Origin of the sequence: Lelliottia sp. F153 (genome assembly GCF_002870005.1) — a bacterium.
In the GTDB taxonomy this organism is placed as follows: domain Bacteria; phylum Pseudomonadota; class Gammaproteobacteria; order Enterobacterales; family Enterobacteriaceae; genus Enterobacter; species Enterobacter nimipressuralis.
Genome location: NZ_PKFT01000003.1, coordinates 110,253 through 130,250, shown reverse-complemented (window position 1 = coordinate 130,250; position 19,998 = coordinate 110,253). Strand labels below are relative to the sequence as shown.

Sequence of the window (19,998 nt, the reverse complement as noted above, 5' to 3'; positions counted from 1 at the left end):
TTTCCTTTCGCTTTTTTCCATGCAAAAATAGATGAATTACTGATTCCCCGCCTATTTAAGCGATGAACCATCATCACAAAAGTCTATTCCAGTGGAATTCACCATATCTTGTCATAATGCCTGTGTATTCTGCTTTTACGCCTCTTTTCGCGCCTCCGTTTGCTGATTGCCTGCCTCATGGGGAGCGGTTAAGGTGAAGGTCACTCTGCAAAAATGAAAGACAGGGGAAACCCTGGAAAGCAAGACGGCGAGGAAATGAATTCCTCTGTTCGTCTATAACAAGAAGCCTGGAGGCAAACCATGGAGATGTTGTCTGGCGCCGAAATGGTCGTCCGGTCACTTATCGATCAGGGCGTCAAGCAAGTATTCGGTTATCCCGGAGGCGCGGTCCTCGATATTTACGATGCGTTACACACCGTCGGCGGTATCGATCATGTGCTGGTGCGTCATGAGCAAGCCGCTGTGCATATGGCTGATGGTCTGGCACGCGCCACCGGCGAGGTGGGCGTGGTGCTCGTCACCTCAGGGCCTGGGGCAACCAACGCCATTACCGGCATTGCCACCGCCTACATGGATTCCATCCCACTGGTCATTTTATCCGGACAGGTTGCCACCTCGCTGATTGGTTACGACGCCTTTCAGGAGTGTGACATGGTGGGGATCTCCCGCCCGGTGGTGAAGCACAGCTTCTTGGTTAAACAAACGGAAGACATTCCAGGGGTGCTGAAAAAAGCCTTCTGGCTGGCGGCCAGCGGGCGTCCTGGCCCGGTGGTGGTCGATCTACCAAAAGATATTTTGAATCCGGCCAATAAACTGCCTTACGTCTGGCCCGATTCCGTGAGCATGCGCTCCTATAATCCAACGACCCAGGGGCATAAAGGCCAAATCAAACGCGCGCTGCAAACGCTGATTGCGGCGAAAAAACCGGTGGTCTATGTCGGCGGTGGTGCTGTGAATGCCCACTGTCACACGCAGCTGCGCGAATTAATCGAAAAATTAAACTTGCCTGTGGCTTCATCGTTGATGGGGCTGGGTGCTTTTCCGGCCACGCATCTTCAGGCGCTGGGTATGTTGGGTATGCATGGCACCTATGAAGCCAATATGACCATGCACAATTCCGATGTGATTTTTGCCGTCGGCGTGCGCTTTGACGATCGCACCACCAACAATCTGGCGAAATACTGTCCGAATGCGACGGTGCTGCACATTGATATCGACCCGACCTCTATTTCCAAAACGGTGCCTGCCGATGTGCCGATTGTCGGCGATGCGCTGCAGGTGCTGGAACAGATGCTGGATCTGCTGGCGCAAGAGCCTGCCGCGCAGCCGCTGGATGACATTCGCGACTGGTGGCAGCAGATTGAGCAGTGGCGTGGACGTCAATGCCTGAAATATGACACGCAAAGCGAACACATTAAGCCGCAGGCGGTGATCGAAACGATCTGGCGACTGACAAAAGGGGATGCCTACGTCACCTCGGATGTAGGCCAGCATCAGATGTTTGCCGCCCTCTACTACCCGTTTGATAAACCGCGCCACTGGATAAATTCCGGCGGTCTGGGCACCATGGGGTTTGGGCTGCCTGCTGCATTGGGCGTCAAACTGGCGCTCCCGGATGAGATCGTCGTATGCGTGACCGGCGATGGCAGTATCCAGATGAACATTCAGGAGCTTTCTACCGCCTTGCAGTACGATCTCCCGGTGCTGGTCCTGAATCTGAATAACGGCTACCTGGGCATGGTGAAGCAGTGGCAGGACATGATCTATTCCGGTCGTCACTCCCAGTCGTACATGAAATCGCTGCCGGACTTTGTGCGCGTGGCGGAGGCCTATGGCCACGTCGGCATGCGTGTCAGCGATCCGAATGAACTGGAAGCGAAGCTTGGCGAAGCGCTGGAGCACGTCAGGAACAACCGCCTGGTCTTTGTGGATGTGATTGTCGATGGGACGGAGCACGTCTACCCAATGCATATTCGCGGCGGCGGTATGGATGAAATGTGGTTGAGCAAAACGGAGAGAACCTGATGCGCCGGATATTATCTGTTCTTCTGGAAAACGAATCGGGCGCGTTATCGCGCGTCATTGGGCTTTTCGCCCAGCGCGGTTACAACATTGAAAGCCTGACCGTGGCACCGACGGACGATCCGACGCTGTCGCGGATGACCATTCAGACCGTTGGTGATGCGAAAGTCCTTGAGCAAATTGAAAAGCAGCTGCATAAATTAGTGGATGTGCTGCGAGTGAGTGAATTAGGGCAGGGGGCGTACGTTGAGCGCGAAGTGATGTTGGTCAAAATTCAGGCCAGCGGATACGGACGCGAGGAGGTCAAACGCAACGCGGATATTTTCCGTGGGCAGATCATCGACGTGACGCCTTCTATCTATACTGTTCAGCTTGCCGGAACCAGCGATAAACTCGATGCGTTTCTGGCCTCCGTGCGTGATGTCGCCAAAATTGTTGAGGTGGCGCGCTCGGGTGTCGTGGGCTTGTCTCGCGGCGATAAAATTATGCGTTAGTCGTCAAAAAAGTTCGCCTCTTTCGACCCGGTCTGCAAAGCCGGGTTTTTTTTGCCTAAACGGACCCTAAGGAAGAGAAAAGCGGTTGCCGCAACGACTATTCTGCGTTTAGATGTTAAAAGATATAACCATAAACCTGACAAGGCCATGGACTCTTTTATTTCGTTTAAGGGGCAATTGTGAAACTGGATGAAATCGCCCGGCTAGCCGGCGTGTCACGAACTACGGCGAGCTATGTGATTAACGGTAAAGCAAAGCAGTACCGTGTTAGCGACAAAACCGTTGAAAAAGTCATGGCGGTGGTTCGTGAGCATAACTACCATCCGAATGCTGTCGCGGCCGGGCTACGTGCCGGGCGCACCCGATCTATTGGTCTGGTTATTCCGGATCTGGAAAACACCAGCTACACCCGTATTGCGAACTATCTCGAACGTCAGGCGCGCCAGCGTGGCTATCAGCTGCTGATCGCCTGCTCGGAAGATCAACCCGATAACGAGATGCGCTGCATTGAGCATCTGCTCCAGCGCCAGGTCGACGCGATCATTGTTTCCACCTCTCTGCCACCAGAGCACCCCTTCTATCAGCGCTGGGCGAATGGCTCGTTCCCGATCGTCGCGCTGGATCGTGCGCTGGATCGCGAGCACTTCACCAGCGTCGTGGGCGCCGATCAGGATGATGCCGAGATGCTGGCCGCCGAGCTGCGTACCTTCCCGGCAGAAACCGTGCTCTATCTTGGCGCATTGCCGGAGCTGTCCGTCAGCTTCCTGCGCGAGCAGGGGTTCCGTACTGCCTGGAAAGACGATCCGCGTGAAGTGCACTATCTCTACGCTAACAGCTACGAGCGCGAAGCCGCGGCGCAGCTGTTTGAGAAATGGCTCGAGACGCACCCGATGCCTCAGGCGTTGTTCACTACCTCTTTCGCGCTGTTACAGGGCGTGATGGACGTGACGCTGCGCCGCGAAGGGAAACTCCCTTCTGAGCTGGCTATTGCGACCTTTGGGGATAACGAACTGCTCGATTTCCTGCAGTGTCCGGTGCTGGCCGTAGCCCAGCGTCATCGTGACGTGGCTGAGCGCGTACTGGAGATTGTGCTGGCGAGTCTGGATGAACCGCGCAAGCCAAAACCAGGGCTGACGCGTATCAAACGTAATCTCTATCGACGCGGTGTATTGAATCGTCGTTAATTATCATTTTAGGGCAGGTCAACTGCCCTGATTGTTTCTCATTATCACGGCAAATAATATCCGGACTAAAATTAGGATAATTCTCTAAGATTCATAGCCTGCTATTCTTATTAATTCATATCGCATTCATCGGAGGCTTTTTAAGGTTATTTCGGCAACAGTAAGCACTCTTTTTTGTATTGTTTTGTTACAAAGCCTCCTCTCATGCTGAATTATCAGCCATTTTTTCTTCTTTGATGCCCACCTGCGTGCCAGGTCTTGTGTATTCACGCTTCTCCGGTGAATCTGGCGCTGTTATCCCCGTGCGTAATGTCTTAAAATGCCGCCCGCGTCGCAAACTGACACTTTATATTTGCCCGTGGTGGTATGGAGTGATTTTTAACATTCGAATGCATATCTGTTTTTTTTCTTACAAATATTCATGACGTTAATTTTGCCTCGCCAGTTGTGCAGTAATTAATCAAGTTGGGTTATGTCCGTAAATAGGGGGCTTTCCGTCCTGTATCGCGGTAGTCCTGGCTTGACAAGCTTTTCCTTCGCTCCGTAAACTCCTTTATGTGGGAATTTGTGGGTTAAAGTGGTGATAAGGGGTGAGGCTGGCATGTTCCGTGGGGCGGCGTTGGTCAATCTCGACAGCAAAGGGCGTTTATCGGTACCAACCCGATATCGCGATCAGCTGATCGAAAACGCGTCTGGTCAAATGGTTTGCACCATTGACATCAACCACCCCTGCCTGCTGCTTTACACCTTGCCCGAATGGGAAATTATTGAGCAAAAGCTGTCGCGACTGTCGAGCATGAATCCGCAGGAACGCCGCGTACAGCGGTTGTTATTGGGACATGCCAGTGAATGTCAGATGGATAACGCAGGGCGATTATTGATAGCGCCTGTGTTGCGCCAGCATGCGGGTCTGACAAAAGAAGTGATGCTGGTCGGGCAGTTCAATAAGTTTGAACTGTGGGATGAAACGACCTGGTATCAACAGGTCAAGGAAGATATCGACGCTGAGCAGTCTGAATCCGCAGTGTTGTCGGATCGATTGCAGGACTTGTCTCTATAAATATGATGGAAAATTATAAACATACAACGGTGCTACTGGATGAGGCTGTTAACGGCCTGAATATTCGTCCTGATGGCATCTATATCGATGGAACCTTTGGTCGCGGTGGTCACTCGCGTCTGATCCTCTCCCAACTGGGAGCGGAAGGCCGCTTACTGGCAATCGATCGCGATCCGCAGGCAATTGCCGTGGCGAAGACCATCGATGATCCACGCTTTTCCATCGTCCATGGACCTTTCTCTGCGTTGGCGGACTATGTCGCCGAGCGCGGCCTGACGGGCAAGATCGACGGCATTCTTCTCGATCTTGGCGTCTCTTCACCACAGCTTGATGATGCAGAACGCGGTTTTTCCTTTATGCGTGACGGGCCGCTGGATATGCGTATGGACCCGACTCGCGGTCAGTCTGCGGCAGAATGGCTGCAAACGGCTGACGAAGCTGACATCGCCTGGGTGATCAAAACCTTCGGCGAAGAGCGTTTCGGCAAGCGTATCGCCCGCGGCATCGTGGAGCGTAACCGCATCGAGCCGATGACGCGTACCAAAGAGCTGGCAGAAGTTGTGACCGCGGCAACGCCGGTCAAAGACAAATTCAAACATCCCGCGACCCGTACCTTCCAGGCGGTGCGCATCTGGGTAAACAGTGAACTGGAGGAGATAGAGCAGGCGCTAAAAAGCTCGCTCGGCGTGCTGGCCCCAGGTGGGCGGCTATCCATCATCAGCTTCCACTCGCTGGAAGACCGTATTGTGAAGCGCTTTATGCGTGAACAAAGCCGCGGTCCTCAGGTGCCCGCTGGACTGCCGATGACGGAAGAGCAACTCAGGAAGCTGGGTGGCCGTCAGTTGCGAGTAGTAGGCAAGTTGATGCCGGGCGAAGAAGAGGTGGCAGAGAATCCACGTGCCCGTAGTTCAGTGCTGCGCATTGCAGAGAGGACGAACGCATGATCAGCAGAGTGACAGAGACCTTAAGCAAGGTTAAAGGATCGTTAGGAAGCAACGAGCGCCATGCCTTGCCTGGCGTGATCGGCGACGATCTCTTGCGGTTTGGGAAGCTGCCACTCTGCCTGTTCATTTGCATCATTGTGACGGCTGTGACGGTGGTGACCACCGCGCACCATACCCGTTTATTGACCGCGCAACGCGAGCAGATGGTGCTGGAACGCGATGCGCTGGATATCGAATGGCGAAACCTGATTCTTGAAGAAAACGCGCTCGGCGATCACAGCCGGGTTGAACGGATCGCAACGGAAAAGCTGCAGCTGCAGCATGTTGATCCTTCGCAGGAAAATATTGTAGTACAAAAATAAGGGAACACGCGACGCATGAGAGCAGCGGCGAAAACGCAAAAACCGAAACGTCAGGAAGAACAGGCCAACTTTGTGAGTTGGCGTTTTGCGTTGCTTTGTGGCTGTATTTTACTGGCGCTGGTGTTCCTGCTGGGCCGTGCGGCGTGGTTGCAGATCATTGCACCGGACATGCTGGTGCGTCAGGGCGACATGCGATCCCTGCGCGTGCAGGAGGTCTCCACTTCGCGCGGGCTGATCACTGACCGTTCTGGTCGCCCGCTGGCGGTGAGTGTGCCGGTGAAAGCGATCTGGGCCGATCCGAAAGAGCTGCATGACGCTGGAGGGGTCACCCTCGACAACCGCTGGAAGGCGCTCGCCGATGCGCTGAAAATGCCGCTCGATCAGATGGCGGCCCGCGTTAACGCAAACCCGAAAGGGCGCTTTATCTATCTGGCGCGTCAGGTGAACCCTGATATGGCCGATTACATCAAAAAACTGAAACTGCCGGGCATCCATCTGCGCGAAGAATCACGCCGTTATTACCCGTCGGGAGAAGTGACCGCTCACCTCATTGGCTTCACCAACGTTGATAGCCAGGGGATCGAAGGGGTCGAAAAGAGCTTTGATAAATGGCTAACGGGTCAGCCGGGTGAGCGCGTGGTGCGTAAAGATCGCTATGGCCGCGTGATTGAGGATATCTCCTCAACCGACAGCCAGGCCGCGCACAACCTGGCCCTGAGTATCGATGAACGTCTGCAGGCGCTGGTTTACCGCGAGCTGAACAACGCTGTGGCGTTCAACAAAGCCGAATCCGGCAGCGCCGTGCTGGTGGATGTCAGCACCGGTGAAGTGCTGGCGATGGCCAACAGCCCGTCCTATAACCCAAATAACCTGACGGGGACGCAAAAAGATGTGATGCGTAACCGTACCATCACTGACGTCTTCGAGCCTGGTTCGACCGTCAAACCGATGGTGGTGATGACTGCGCTTCAGCGTGGCATCGTCAACGAAAATACCGTTCTGAATACGATCCCTTACCGAATTAACGGTCACGAAATCAAAGACGTGGCGCGTTACAGCGAATTGACCCTGACCGGGGTTTTGCAGAAGTCGAGTAACGTCGGTGTTTCAAAGCTGGCGTTAGCGATGCCGTCCTCAGCGTTAGTAGAGACTTACTCACGTTTTGGGCTAGGAAAGGCGACCAATTTGGGGTTGGTCGGAGAACGCAGTGGCTTATATCCTCAAAAACAACGGTGGTCTGACATAGAGAGGGCCACCTTCTCTTTCGGCTACGGGCTAATGGTAACGCCGTTACAGTTAGCGCGAGTCTACGCAACGATTGGCAGCTACGGGGTCTATCGACCGCTGTCGATTACCAAAGTTGATCCACCGGTTCCCGGCGAGCGTATCTTCCCGGAAGCCACCGTGCGTACCGTCGTGCACATGATGGAGAGCGTCGCCCTGCCGGGCGGCGGTGGCGTAAAAGCCGCCATCAAGGGCTATCGTATCGCGATTAAAACCGGTACCGCGAAAAAAGTGGGGCCGGACGGCCGCTACATCAACAAATACATTGCTTACACCGCAGGCGTCGCGCCTGCCAGCAATCCGCGTTTTGCGCTGGTGGTCGTCATTAACGATCCACAGGCGGGTAAATACTACGGCGGCGCCGTCTCCGCGCCAGTGTTCGGTGCCATCATGGGCGGTGTGTTACGCACCATGAACATCGAGCCTGATGCGCTGGCCACGGGCGATAAAAATGAATTTGTAACTAATCAAGGCGAGGGAACAGGTGGCAGATCGTAATTTGCGCGACCTTCTTGCTCCGTGGGTGCAAACGCTGCCCGCGCGAGAACTGCGGGAGATGGTACTCGACAGCCGTATGGCTGCGTCGGGCGATCTTTTTGTAGCAGTAGTCGGTCATCAGGCGGACGGGCGTCGGTATATCCCGCAGGCGATAGCGCAAGGTGTAGCTGCCATTATTGCTGAGGCAAAAGATGAGGCAACCGACGGCGAAGTCCGTGAAATGCACGGCGTACCGGTCATCTATCTCAGCCAGTTAAACGAGCGTCTCTCGGCCCTTGCGGGACGTTTTTATGATGAGCCGTCCGATCGGCTGCGTCTGGTTGGCGTCACGGGCACCAACGGTAAAACCACCACCACGCAGCTGATGGCGCAGTGGGCCGAGCTGCTGGGTGAAACCAGTGCAGTGATGGGCACCGTCGGCAACGGTCTGTTGGGTAAAGTAAACCCGACGGAAAACACCACCGGTTCTGCAGTAGACGTGCAGCATGTACTTGCCGGTCTGGCAGGGCAGGGCGCGACCTTTGCTGCGATGGAAGTCTCTTCTCACGGTCTGGTCCAGCACCGCGTGGCCGCCCTGAAATTTGCGGCATCGGTCTTTACCAACCTGAGCCGCGATCACCTCGATTATCACGGCGACATGGAAAGCTACGAAGCCGCGAAATGGCTGCTTTATTCCACGCACCACTGCGGCCAGGCGATTGTTAACGCTGACGATGAAGTGGGCCGCCGCTGGCTGGCTAAGCTGCCGGATGCGGTGGCTGTGTCGATGGAAGACCACATTAATCCGAACTGTCATGGCCGCTGGCTGAAAGCGACGGACGTGAAGTATCACGATAGCGGCGCAACGATTCGCTTTGACTCCACCTGGGGCGAAGGCGAAATCGAAAGCCGCCTGATGGGCGCGTTTAACGTCAGCAATCTGCTGCTGGCGCTGGCGACGCTGCTGGCGCTGGGTTATCCGCTGGCCGATCTGCTGAAAACCGCCGCGCGTCTGCAACCCGTTTGTGGCCGCATGGAAGTGTTTAGCGCACCGGGCAAACCCACGGTTGTCGTCGATTACGCTCACACCCCGGATGCGCTAGAAAAAGCGCTGCAGGCGGCCCGTCTGCACTGCACCGGTAAACTGTGGTGCGTGTTTGGCTGTGGCGGCGATCGAGACAAAGGTAAGCGTCCACTGATGGGGGCGATTGCCGAGCAGTTCGCGGATATTCCGGTGGTGACAGATGACAACCCGCGTACCGAAGAGCCGCGCGCGATTATCAACGATATTCTCGCGGGTATGCTCGATGCCGGGCGTGCTCGTGTGATGGAAGGCCGTGCTGAAGCGGTGACGAATACCATCATGCAGGCTAAAGAAAACGACGTTGTGCTGCTGGCCGGTAAAGGCCACGAAGATTACCAGATCGTCGGCGCACGTCGCCTGGATTACTCGGATCGCGTCACAGCGGCACGCCTGCTGGGAGTGGTGGCATGATTAGCTTAACGCTAAGCCAGGCTGCTTCTTTACTCAAGGGCGAGCTGCTGGGCCAGGATCTGACTATTGATGCCGTAACTACCGACACCCGCAAAATCACTGCGGGCTGTCTGTTTGTGGCGCTAAAAGGCGAGCGCTTCGACGCCCATGATTTTGCCGATCAGGCGAAAGAAAACGGGGCCGGCGCCCTGCTGGTCAGCCGTAAGTTGGATATCGACCTGCCGCAGATTGTGGTGAAAGACACCCGTCTGGCGTTTGGCGAGCTGGCGGCCTGGGTGCGTCAGCAGGTTCCGGCACGCGTTGTGGCACTGACCGGCTCTTCCGGTAAAACCTCTGTAAAAGAGATGACGGCGGCCATTCTGAGCCAGTGCGGCAATACGCTCTACACCGCAGGCAATCTGAACAATGATATCGGCGTACCGATGACGCTCCTGCGTCTGACGAAAGAATACGATTACGCCGTGATCGAATTAGGCGCCAACCACCAGGGCGAGATTGCATGGACCGTCAGCCTGACGCGTCCTGAAGCGGCGTTAGTGAATAACCTCGCCGCCGCACATCTTGAAGGCTTTGGCTCGCTGGAAGGCGTGGCAAAAGCCAAAGGTGAGATCTACACCGGTCTGCCGAAAGACGGCATCGCCATTATGAATGCCGATAACAACGACTGGCTGAACTGGAAAAGCGTGATTGGTTCTCGCAAAACCTGGCGTTTCTCGCCAAATGCGGCCAACAGCGATTTCACCGCGACCAACATCCACGTGACCTCTCACGGGACTGAATTTACGCTGCAGACCCCGACGGGTGGCGTGGACGTTTTACTGCCACTGCCGGGACGCCACAACATCGCCAACGCACTGGCGGCTGCCGCGCTGTCGATGGCGGTGGGGGCCACGCATGAGGCGATCAAAGCGGGTCTTGCGAATCTGAAAGCGGTGCCGGGGCGTCTGTTCCCGGTTCAGCTCGCAGAAAACAAACTGCTGCTGGATGACTCTTACAACGCTAACGTCGGTTCCATGACTGCCGCTGTGCAGGTGTTGGCAGAAATGCCCGGCTACCGCGTGATGGTGGTGGGCGACATGGCTGAGCTTGGTATTGAAAGCGAAGCCTGTCACATCCAGGTCGGTGAAGCGGCAAAAGCGTCTGGCATCGATCGGGTGTTGAGCGCTGGGACGCTGAGCCAGGCAATTAGCCAGGCGAGCGGTGTCGGTGAGCATTTCGCAGAAAAAACAGCGCTGATTGAGCGCCTTAAAACGCTTGTTAAAGAACACCAAATTGTGACGGTTTTAGTGAAAGGTTCACGTAGTGCCGCCATGGAAGAGGTCGTGCACGCATTACAGGAGAACGGAACATGTTAGTTTGGCTGGCCGAACATTTGGTCAAATATTATTCAGGCTTTAACGTCTTTTCCTATCTGACGTTTCGCGCCATCGTCAGCCTGCTGACCGCGCTGTTCATCTCTTTGTGGATGGGCCCGCGCATGATCGCCCGTCTGCAAAAACTCTCCTTTGGCCAGGTCGTGCGTAACGACGGTCCGGAATCGCACTTCAGCAAACGCGGCACGCCGACTATGGGTGGGATCATGATCCTCACCGCGATTGTCGTTTCTGTTCTGCTTTGGGCTTACCCGTCAAACCCTTACGTCTGGTGCGTGCTGACCGTTCTTATCGGCTACGGCATTATCGGTTTTGTCGATGACTATCGCAAAGTAGTGCGCAAAGACACCAAGGGCCTGATTGCTCGCTGGAAATACTTCTGGATGTCGGTCATTGCCCTCGGCGTGGCATTTGCGCTCTATCTGGCAGGGAAAGACACGCCGGCGACTGAGCTGGTGGTGCCGTTCTTTAAAGATGTGATGCCGCAGCTGGGCCTGTTCTACATCCTGCTGGCCTACTTCGTGATTGTCGGAACGGGGAACGCCGTTAACCTGACTGACGGTCTCGATGGCCTGGCGATTATGCCAACCGTGTTTGTCGCCGGTGGTTTTGCGCTGGTGGCATGGGCGAGCGGTAACATGAACTTTGCCAGCTACCTGCACATTCCTTATCTGCGCCACGCCGGTGAGTTGGTGATTGTCTGCACGGCAATTGTCGGCGCGGGCCTCGGTTTCTTATGGTTCAACACCTATCCGGCGCAGGTTTTTATGGGCGACGTCGGTTCGCTGGCCCTGGGCGGCGCGCTCGGCATTATCGCCGTACTGCTGCGTCAGGAGTTCCTGCTGGTGATTATGGGCGGCGTGTTTGTGGTTGAAACCCTCTCGGTAATTTTGCAGGTCGGCTCCTTCAAGCTGCGCGGTCAGCGCATCTTCCGTATGGCGCCGATTCACCACCACTATGAACTGAAAGGCTGGCCGGAACCGCGCGTGATTGTGCGCTTCTGGATTATTTCGCTGATGCTGGTCCTGATTGGCCTGGCCACGCTGAAGGTACGTTAATCATGGCAGATTACCAGGGTAAAAAAGTCGTTATCATCGGGTTAGGCCTAACGGGCCTTTCCTGCGTGGACTTTTTCCTCGGGCGCGGCGTTACGCCGCGTGTGATGGATACGCGTGTTTCTCCGCCTGGTCTGGACAAGCTGCCAGAACAGGTTGAACGCCACCTTGGTGGTCTGAATGATACCTGGCTGCTCGATGCCGATCTGATTGTCGCCAGCCCTGGGATGGCGTTGGCGCATCCGTCATTAAGCGCGGCAGCAGATGCGGGCGTTGAAATTGTCGGCGATATTGAACTGTTTTGCCGTGAAGCCCAGGCGCCGATTGTGGCGATTACCGGCTCTAACGGCAAAAGTACGGTTACGACGCTGGTCGGCGATATGGCGAAAGCGGCGGGCGTTAACGTCGGCGTCGGCGGCAATATTGGCCTGCCTGCACTGATGCTGCTCGATCCGGCTCGCGAGCTGTATGTGCTTGAACTGTCCAGCTTCCAGCTGGAAACCACCTCTAGTCTGCAGGCCGTGGCAGCCACGATCCTCAACGTGACTGAAGATCATATGGATCGCTATCCGTTTGGCCTGCAGCAGTACCGCGCGGCCAAACTGCGCGTCTATGAAAATGCGAAAGTCTGTGTGGTGAACGCGGACGATGCGCTGACCATGCCGGTGCGTGGTGCGGACGAACGTTGCATCAGCTTTGGCGTGAATATGGGTGACTATCACCTGAATCACCAGCAGGGCGAAACCTGGCTGCGTGTGAAGGGCGAAAAAGTGTTGAATGTGAAAGAGATGACCCTTTCCGGGCAGCACAACTACACCAACGCGCTCGCGGCGCTGGCGCTGGCTGATGCCGCAGGTTTACCGCGTGCCTCCAGCCTCAAAGCGCTGACAACCTTTACCGGTCTGGCGCACCGTTTCCAGCTGGCGCTGGAGCACAACGGCGTGCGCTGGATTAACGACTCAAAAGCAACCAATGTGGGCAGCACCGAAGCTGCACTGAAAGGATTACGCGTCGATGGCACGCTGTATCTGTTGCTGGGCGGCGATGGAAAATCGGCGGATTTCTCGTCCCTGAAACCGTATCTGATGAGCGATAACATCCGCCTGTACTGCTTTGGCCGTGACGGCGCTGAGCTGGCGGAGCTGCGCCCGGAAATTGCTGAACAAACTGAAACGATGGAACAGGCTATCCGCCTCATCGCGCCTCAGGTTAAACCGGGTGATATGGTGCTGCTCTCTCCGGCATGTGCCAGCCTCGACCAGTTTAAGAATTTCGAACAGCGTGGTGATCTGTTTACCCGCCTCGCGAGGGAGTTAGGCTGATGCGTTTATCTCTCCCTCGCCTGAGAATGCCGCGCATGCCGGGGTCCCGAATCCTGGGCTGGCTGTTTGCGGCGCTGAAAGGCTGGGTGATGGGCTCGCGGACGAAAGATTCCGATAGCCTGGTCATGTACGACCGTGCGCTCCTGTGGTTCACGCTGGGTCTGGCGGCCGTCGGTTTTATCATGGTGACCTCGGCTTCAATGCCCGTTGGGCAGCGTCTGGCGAACGATCCTTTCCTGTTCGCCAAGCGTGACGGTTTGTACATCATCCTGGCATTCTGCCTGGCGTTGATTACGCTGCGTCTGCCAATGGAGTTCTGGCAGCGCCACAGTACCGCGATGCTGATCGCCTCCATTATTATGCTGTTGATCGTGCTGGTGGTGGGTAGCTCCGTTAACGGTGCATCGCGCTGGATCGCCTTTGGCCCGCTGCGTATTCAGCCTGCGGAATTCACCAAGCTGTCGCTATTTTGCTATCTCGCTAACTACCTTGTGCGCAAGGTTGATGAAGTGCGAAATAACCTGCGCGGCTTCTTAAAACCGATGGGTGTGATTCTGGTGCTGGCAGTGCTTCTGCTGGCGCAGCCGGACCTCGGTACGGTGGTGGTGCTGTTCGTCACCACGCTGGCGATGCTGTTCCTGGCGGGTGCCAAGCTGTGGCAGTTCATCGCGATTATCGGCATGGGCATCTCGGCCGTGGTCCTGCTGATCCTCGCCGAGCCGTATCGTATCCGCCGTGTGACCTCTTTCTGGAACCCCTGGGAAGATCCGTTCGGCAGCGGTTATCAGCTGACTCAGTCTTTGATGGCCTTTGGTCGCGGTGAAGTGTGGGGCCAGGGTTTAGGCAATTCAGTTCAAAAACTGGAGTATCTGCCCGAGGCGCATACGGACTTCATCTTCTCCATTATTGGGGAAGAACTGGGTTATATCGGTGTGGTACTGGCACTTTTAATGGTATTCTTCGTCGCTTTCCGTGCTATGTCGATTGGCCGAAAAGCGCTGGAAATCGATCACCGCTTCTCAGGTTTCCTGGCCTGCTCAATTGGTATCTGGTTTAGCTTCCAGGCATTGGTCAACGTTGGCGCCGCAGCAGGTATGCTGCCGACGAAGGGCCTGACGTTGCCGTTGATCAGTTACGGTGGTTCGAGTCTGTTGATTATGTCGACGGCGATTATGTTCTTGTTACGCATAGATTATGAGACGCGTCTGGAAAAAGCCCAGGCGTTTACACGAGGTTCACGATGAATCAACCGAAGCGGTTAATGGTGATGGCAGGCGGTACCGGCGGACATGTTTTCCCGGGGCTTGCGGTTGCGCACCATTTAATGGATCAAGGCTGGCAAGTGCGCTGGCTGGGAACCGCCGATCGCATGGAAGCCGATCTGGTGCCGAAGCACGGTATTGAGATCGACTTTATTCGGATTTCAGGCTTACGCGGCAAAGGCATCAAAGCGCAGCTGCTGGCTCCGGTGCGTATCTTCAATGCCTGGCGTCAGGCGCGTGCAATCATGAAGCGCTTTAAGCCTGATGCGGTGCTGGGGATGGGCGGATATGTTTCCGGCCCGGGTGGGCTGGCGGCCTGGTCGCTTGGGATCCCGGTTGTACTCCATGAGCAGAACGGTATCGCCGGGCTGACCAACAAATGGCTGGCAAAAATTGCCACCAAAGTGATGCAGGCTTTCCCGGGGGCGTTTCCTGACGCAGACGTAGTGGGTAATCCGGTGCGCGTGGATGTGCTGGCGCTCCCGTTGCCGCAGGAACGCCTGATCGGGCGCGAAGGCCCGGTGCGGGTGCTGGTTGTCGGCGGCTCTCAGGGCGCGCGGATTTTGAACCAGACCCTGCCACAGGTGGCGGCAAAACTGGGCGATAGCGTGACGATCTGGCATCAGAGCGGAAAAGGTGCGCAGCAAATGGTCGAACAGGCGTATGCAGAAGCCGGTCAGTCTCAGCATAAAGTTACTGAATTTATTGACGATATGGCAGCGGCCTATGCCTGGGCCGATGTTGTGGTGTGCCGTTCCGGCGCACTGACGGTGAGTGAAATCGCCGCAGCAGGATTGCCAGCAGTGTTTGTGCCTTTTCAGCACAAAGATCGCCAGCAGTACTGGAATGCGTTACCGCTTAAGAAAGCGGGTGCCGCAAAGATTTTTGAACAGCCACAGTTTACCGCAGACGCCGTCGCTACCACCCTCGCGGGCTGGAACAGAGCGACCCTGCTGGAGATGGCCGAACGCGCACGCGCGACGGCCATTCCGGATGCGACCGAGCGGGTGGCAAATGAAGTGAGCCTTGCAGCAAAGGCTTAACCCTTGCAGCGCGTTTTGCGTTGCACGAATTTTTAGAAGTATCGATGGCGGTTAGAGAATGAATACACAACAACTGGCGAAACTGCGTTCAATCGTGCCCGAGATGCGTCGCGTCCGGCACATCCACTTCGTTGGCATCGGCGGCGCAGGTATGGGTGGTATTGCCGAAGTTTTAGCGAACGAAGGTTACCAGATCAGCGGTTCCGATCTGGCGCCGAACCCTGTTACGCAACAGTTGGCGTCGCTTGGGGCGACCATCTATTTCAACCATCGTCCTGAAAACGTACTCGATGCGAGTGTTGTTGTGGTCTCAAGCGCAATCTCCTCTGATAACCCGGAGATTGTTGCCGCGCACGAAGCGCGTATCCCGGTGATTCGCCGCGCAGAGATGCTGGCTGAGCTGATGCGCTTTCGTCACGGTATTGCCGTTGCGGGTACCCACGGTAAAACGACGACCACGGCGATGGTCTCCAGTATTTATGCAGAAGCCGGTCTTGATCCGACCTTCGTCAACGGTGGTCTGGTAAAAGCGGCGGGCGTTCATGCGCGTCTGGGCCACAGCCGTTATCTCATTGCTGAAGCGGATGAGAGCGATGCGTCGTTCCTGCATCTGCAGCCGATGGTGGCGATTGTCACCAACATCGAAGCCGATCATATGGATACCTACCAGGGCGACTTCGAAAATTTAAAGCAGACGTTTATTAATTTCCTGCACAATTTGCCGTTTTATGGTCGTGCGGTGATGTGCGTGGACGATCCGGTGATTCGTGAATTGCTGCCGCGCGTGGGTCGTCAGGTTACGACTTACGGTTTCAGCGAAGACGCGGACGTGCAGGTGGAAGATTACACGCAAATCGGTGCGCAGGGGCATTTCACCCTGGCGCGTCAGGATAAACCATTGCTGCGCGTTACCCTGAATGCACCGGGACGCCACAATGCACTCAATGCTGCGGCTGCGGTGGCTGTCGCCACTGAAGAGGGCATTGAGGACGAGGCAATTTTACACGCGCTGGAAGGTTTCCAGGGCACAGGGCGTCGTTTTGACTTCCTCGGTGAATTCCCGCTGGAGCCGGTAAACGGCAAAGCAGGTACCGCGATGCTGGTGGATGACTATGGTCACCATCCGACAGAAGTGGATGCAACCATTAAAGCAGCACGTGCGGGCTGGCCGGACAAAAATTTGGTGATGATTTTCCAGCCACACCGTTACACACGTACGCGCGATCTTTATGACGACTTCGCAAACGTGCTGTCGCAGGTGGATACGCTGCTGATGCTGGATGTTTATTCAGCGGGTGAAACTCCGATTCCGGGCGCGGACAGCCGTTCTTTGTGTCGTACGATACGCGGACGCGGTAAGGTAGACCCGATTCTGGTTTCCGATCCGGCTCAGGCGGCTGAAATTCTGGCGCCAGTGCTGACCGGTAACGATTTGATTCTGATTCAGGGCGCGGGAAATATCGGCAAAATCGCGCGTAACTTAGCGCAAATCAAACTGACGCCGCAAACCTCAGAGGATGAACGCAATGGCTGATAAGATTGCGGTCCTCTTTGGCGGAACCTCTGCTGAGCGTGACGTCTCGCTGAACTCCGGCGCCGCCGTGCTGGCGGGTCTGCGTGAGGGGGGAGTCAACGCCCACCCGGTTGATCCTAAAGAGACGGACATCACTCGTCTCAAGGAGATGGGGTTTCATAAAGTCTTTATCGCGTTACACGGTCGTGGCGGTGAAGACGGTACGCTGCAAGGGCTATTGGATTTAATCGGTTTGCCTTACACCGGCAGTGGTGTGATGGCCTCCGCCATTTCCATGGACAAATTACGCAGTAAATTACTGTGGCAGGGCGCGGGTTTACCCGTTGCGCCATGGGTTGCGCTGACGCGCCGCGAGTTTGAAGCGGGCGTTGATGAGAGCGTCAATGTGCGCATTGCGCAGTTGGGTTTGCCGGTTATTGTCAAACCCAGCCGTGAAGGCTCAAGCGTCGGTATGTCCAAAGTTGAGCAAGCTGGTGATTTAACTCAGGCGTTAGCACTGGCTTTTCAACATGATGAAGAAGTTCTGATTGAAAAATGGCTCAGCGGTCCGGAATTTACCGTGGCGATGCTCGGCGAAGAAATTTTGCCGTCAATTCGTATCCAACCCGCTGGAACCTTCTATGATTATGAAGCGAAGTATCTCTCTGATGAGACGCAATATTTCTGCCCAAGTGGTCTTGAAGCAGAACGTGAAGCAGATTTACAGGACCTGGTGCTTAAAGCCTGGACTGTTTTGGGTTGCCGTGGCTGGGGACGCATCGATGTGATGCAGGACAGCGACGGAGAATTTTACCTGCTGGAAGCGAATACCTCACCGGGTATGACCAGCCACAGCCTGGTGCCGATGGCGGCGCGTCAGGCGGGCATGAGCTTCTCGCAGTTAGTCGTACGTATTCTGGACCAGGCGGGCTGATATGTCGCAGGCTGCACTAAACACGCGCAACCGCGAAGAAGAGGAAGAATATTCCTCTTCAGGACGGAGTAATGGAACGCGTCTTGCAGGGATCCTGTTCCTGCTCGGTGTGCTGTGTACCGTGTTTATCAGCGGCTGGATGGTGTTGGGCTGGATGGAAGATGCACAACGGTTACCGCTGTCAAAACTGGTGGTTACCGGAGAGCGTCACTACACGCGTAACGATGATATCCGTCAGTCGATCCTTGCGCTGGGATCGCCTGGCACTTTCATGACCCAGGACGTCAACATTATCCAGAGCCAGATTGAACGTCTGCCATGGATAAAACAGGCGAGCGTCAGAAAGCAATGGCCTGATGAATTGAAGATTCATCTGGTTGAATATGTGCCCATTGCGCGTTGGAATGATCAGCATATGGTCGACGTAGACGGAAATTCGTTCAGCGTCCCTGCAGATCGTGTCAGCAAGCAAAGTTTACCGATGTTGTCTGGCCCGGAAGGCAGTGAAAACGAAGTGCTACAAGGTTTTCGCGAGATGGGGCAGGTGCTGGCTAAGGACAGATTTGCGTTAAAAGATGCGTCAATGACGGCTCGCCGCTCCTGGCAGCTGACGTTGACGAATGGGATTAAGCTCAATCTTGGTCGCGGCGACACGATGAAGCGTTTGGCGCGTTTTGTAGAACTTTACCCCGTTTTACAGCAGCAGGCGCAGACCGACGGCAAACGGATAAGCTACGTTGATTTGCGCTATGACTCAGGCGCAGCAGTCGGTTGGGTACCGGCTCCGGTTGAGGAATCTAATCAGCAACAGAATCAGGCACAGGTACAGGCAGAACAACAATGATCAAGGCGACGGACAGAAAACTGGTAGTTGGACTGGAGATTGGCACCGCTAAGGTTGCCGCTTTAGTAGGGGAAGTTCTGCCCGACGGTATGGTCAATATCATTGGTGTGGGCAGTTGCCCGTCCCGTGGTATGGATAAAGGTGGGGTAAACGACCTCGAGTCGGTGGTGAAATGCGTACAGCGCGCCATCGATCAGGCAGAATTAATGGCAGATTGCCAGATTTCCTCCGTCTATCTGGCCCTCTCTGGTAAGCACATTAGCTGCCAGAACGAAATCGGGATGGTGCCGATTTCCGAAGAGGAAGTGACGCAGGAAGACGTTGAAAACGTAGTGCACACGGCTAAATCCGTGCGCGTGCGCGATGAACACCGCGTGCTGCACGTGATTCCGCAGGAATATGCGATCGACTACCAGGAAGGTATCAAAAATCCGGTCGGTCTTTCCGGCGTGCGTATGCAGGCAAAAGTGCACTTGATCACATGTCACAACGACATGGCGAAAAACATCGTTAAAGCCGTTGAACGTTGTGGCCTGAAAGTTGACCAACTTATTTTTGCAGGACTGGCAGCAAGCTACTCGGTTCTGACTGAAGACGAACGTGAATTGGGCGTCTGTGTGGTTGATATCGGTGGTGGTACAATGGATATGGCCGTGTATACGGGCGGTGCATTGCGTCACACTAAAGTCATCCCTTATGCGGGGAATGTCGTGACCAGCGATATCGCTTACGCCTTTGGTACGCCTCCGAGCGATGCAGAGGCGATTAAAGTGCGCCATGGTTGTGCATTAGGCTCCATCGTCGGCAAAGATGAGAGCGTTGAAGTGCCAAGCGTGGGCGGTCGTCCACCGCGCAGTCTGCAGCGTCAGACGCTGGCAGAGGTGATTGAGCCGCGTTATACCGAGCTGCTCAACCTCGTCAACGAAGAGATTTTACAGTTACAAGAACAGCTTCGTCAGCAGGGTGTGAAACACCATCTCGCGGCGGGGATTGTATTAACCGGTGGTGCAGCGCAAATTGAAGGTCTTGCCGCCTGTGCCCAGCGAGTGTTCCATACGCAAGTCCGTATTGGTGCGCCGCTGAATATTACCGGGTTAACGGATTACGCTCAGGAGCCGTATTATTCAACGGCCGTGGGCCTGCTGCACTACGGGAAAGAGTCCCATTTGAGTGGTGAAGCAGAAGTGGAAAAACGTACGTCGGTCGGTTCCTGGGTCAAACGACTCAATTCCTGGCTGAGAAAAGAATTTTAATTTTTAAAGAGACCGGAGAGAATTAGCGGTCTCAGGCGACAGGCACATACGCAAAAGCACTCTTTTGCCCAGGCAGG

17 protein-coding genes are annotated in these 19,998 nt (G+C 55.4%); all 17 read left to right on the top strand.

Annotated elements, in window-relative coordinates; genetic code table 11:
* Positions 1-300 precede the first annotated feature (300 nt).
* The 17 genes from ilvI to ftsA all read left to right on the top strand — a co-directional run bounded on the left by ilvI (position 301) and on the right by ftsA (position 19,921).
* A complete protein-coding gene (gene ilvI, locus F153LOC_RS10340) occupies positions 301-2,025 on the top strand; it encodes an acetolactate synthase 3 large subunit (RefSeq protein ID WP_102104593.1) in 1,725 nt (574 codons plus the stop codon).
* Complete coding sequence (ilvN, locus tag F153LOC_RS10335; protein ID WP_100777632.1) at positions 2,025-2,516, top strand: acetolactate synthase small subunit; 492 nt, start codon at positions 2,025-2,027, stop codon at positions 2,514-2,516. The genes ilvI and ilvN overlap by 1 nt, the downstream gene beginning before the upstream one ends.
* Before the next feature lie 179 nt (positions 2,517-2,695).
* Complete coding sequence (gene cra / locus F153LOC_RS10330) at positions 2,696-3,700, top strand: catabolite repressor/activator (protein WP_100777631.1); 1,005 nt, start codon at positions 2,696-2,698, stop codon at positions 3,698-3,700.
* Positions 3,701-4,301: 601 nt separating this feature from the next.
* Entirely contained in the window at positions 4,302-4,760 is a 459-nt protein-coding gene (gene mraZ, locus F153LOC_RS10325; protein ID WP_100777630.1) for a division/cell wall cluster transcriptional repressor MraZ, read from the top strand.
* A 2-nt stretch (positions 4,761-4,762) separates the two neighbouring features.
* Positions 4,763-5,704 carry a 16S rRNA (cytosine(1402)-N(4))-methyltransferase RsmH gene (gene rsmH / locus F153LOC_RS10320; protein ID WP_100777629.1) on the top strand — a complete coding sequence of 314 codons (942 nt, stop codon included), beginning with the start codon at positions 4,763-4,765 and terminating at the stop codon, positions 5,702-5,704.
* The gene (gene ftsL, locus F153LOC_RS10315; RefSeq protein WP_014068894.1) at positions 5,701-6,066 is read left to right on the top strand and encodes a cell division protein FtsL; all 366 of its coding nucleotides are present in this window, start codon (positions 5,701-5,703) and stop codon (positions 6,064-6,066) included. Before rsmH ends, ftsL begins: the two co-directional genes overlap by 4 nt.
* 15 nt (positions 6,067-6,081) lie before the next feature.
* Entirely contained in the window at positions 6,082-7,848 is a 1,767-nt protein-coding gene (locus F153LOC_RS10310; protein WP_100777628.1) for a peptidoglycan glycosyltransferase FtsI, read from the top strand.
* Positions 7,835-9,322, top strand: coding sequence for a UDP-N-acetylmuramoyl-L-alanyl-D-glutamate--2,6-diaminopimelate ligase (murE, locus tag F153LOC_RS10305; protein WP_100777627.1), 1,488 nt, complete (start codon positions 7,835-7,837; stop codon positions 9,320-9,322). The genes F153LOC_RS10310 and murE overlap by 14 nt, the downstream gene beginning before the upstream one ends.
* Entirely contained in the window at positions 9,319-10,677 is a 1,359-nt protein-coding gene (gene murF / locus F153LOC_RS10300; protein WP_102104594.1) for a UDP-N-acetylmuramoyl-tripeptide--D-alanyl-D-alanine ligase, read from the top strand. Before murE ends, murF begins: the two co-directional genes overlap by 4 nt.
* Positions 10,671-11,753, top strand: coding sequence for a phospho-N-acetylmuramoyl-pentapeptide-transferase (gene mraY / locus F153LOC_RS10295; protein ID WP_095280770.1), 1,083 nt, complete (start codon positions 10,671-10,673; stop codon positions 11,751-11,753). Before murF ends, mraY begins: the two co-directional genes overlap by 7 nt.
* Before the next feature lie 2 nt (positions 11,754-11,755).
* Positions 11,756-13,072, top strand: a complete 1,317-nt coding sequence (gene murD, locus F153LOC_RS10290; protein ID WP_100777625.1) for a UDP-N-acetylmuramoyl-L-alanine--D-glutamate ligase — start codon at positions 11,756-11,758, stop codon at positions 13,070-13,072.
* On the top strand, positions 13,072-14,316 hold the full coding sequence (gene ftsW / locus F153LOC_RS10285; protein WP_102104595.1) for a cell division protein FtsW: 1,245 nt from the start codon (positions 13,072-13,074) through the stop codon (positions 14,314-14,316). The genes murD and ftsW overlap by 1 nt, the downstream gene beginning before the upstream one ends.
* Complete coding sequence (gene murG, locus F153LOC_RS10280) at positions 14,313-15,377, top strand: undecaprenyldiphospho-muramoylpentapeptide beta-N-acetylglucosaminyltransferase (protein ID WP_102104596.1); 1,065 nt, start codon at positions 14,313-14,315, stop codon at positions 15,375-15,377. The genes ftsW and murG overlap by 4 nt, the downstream gene beginning before the upstream one ends.
* A 58-nt stretch (positions 15,378-15,435) precedes the next feature.
* Positions 15,436-16,911: a UDP-N-acetylmuramate--L-alanine ligase gene (murC, locus tag F153LOC_RS10275; RefSeq protein ID WP_102104597.1), complete on the top strand. Its 1,476-nt coding sequence runs from the start codon at positions 15,436-15,438 to the stop codon at positions 16,909-16,911.
* The gene (locus F153LOC_RS10270) at positions 16,904-17,824 is read left to right on the top strand and encodes a D-alanine--D-alanine ligase (RefSeq protein WP_100777621.1); all 921 of its coding nucleotides are present in this window, start codon (positions 16,904-16,906) and stop codon (positions 17,822-17,824) included. The genes murC and F153LOC_RS10270 overlap by 8 nt, the downstream gene beginning before the upstream one ends.
* Before the next feature lies 1 nt (position 17,825).
* Positions 17,826-18,668, top strand: coding sequence for a cell division protein FtsQ (gene ftsQ / locus F153LOC_RS10265; protein ID WP_102104598.1), 843 nt, complete (start codon positions 17,826-17,828; stop codon positions 18,666-18,668).
* Positions 18,665-19,921 (top strand): cell division protein FtsA, encoded by a 1,257-nt coding sequence (gene ftsA / locus F153LOC_RS10260; protein WP_095280777.1) that lies wholly within the window; start codon positions 18,665-18,667, stop codon positions 19,919-19,921. The genes ftsQ and ftsA overlap by 4 nt, the downstream gene beginning before the upstream one ends.
* The last annotated feature ends 77 nt before the right edge of the window (positions 19,922-19,998 follow it).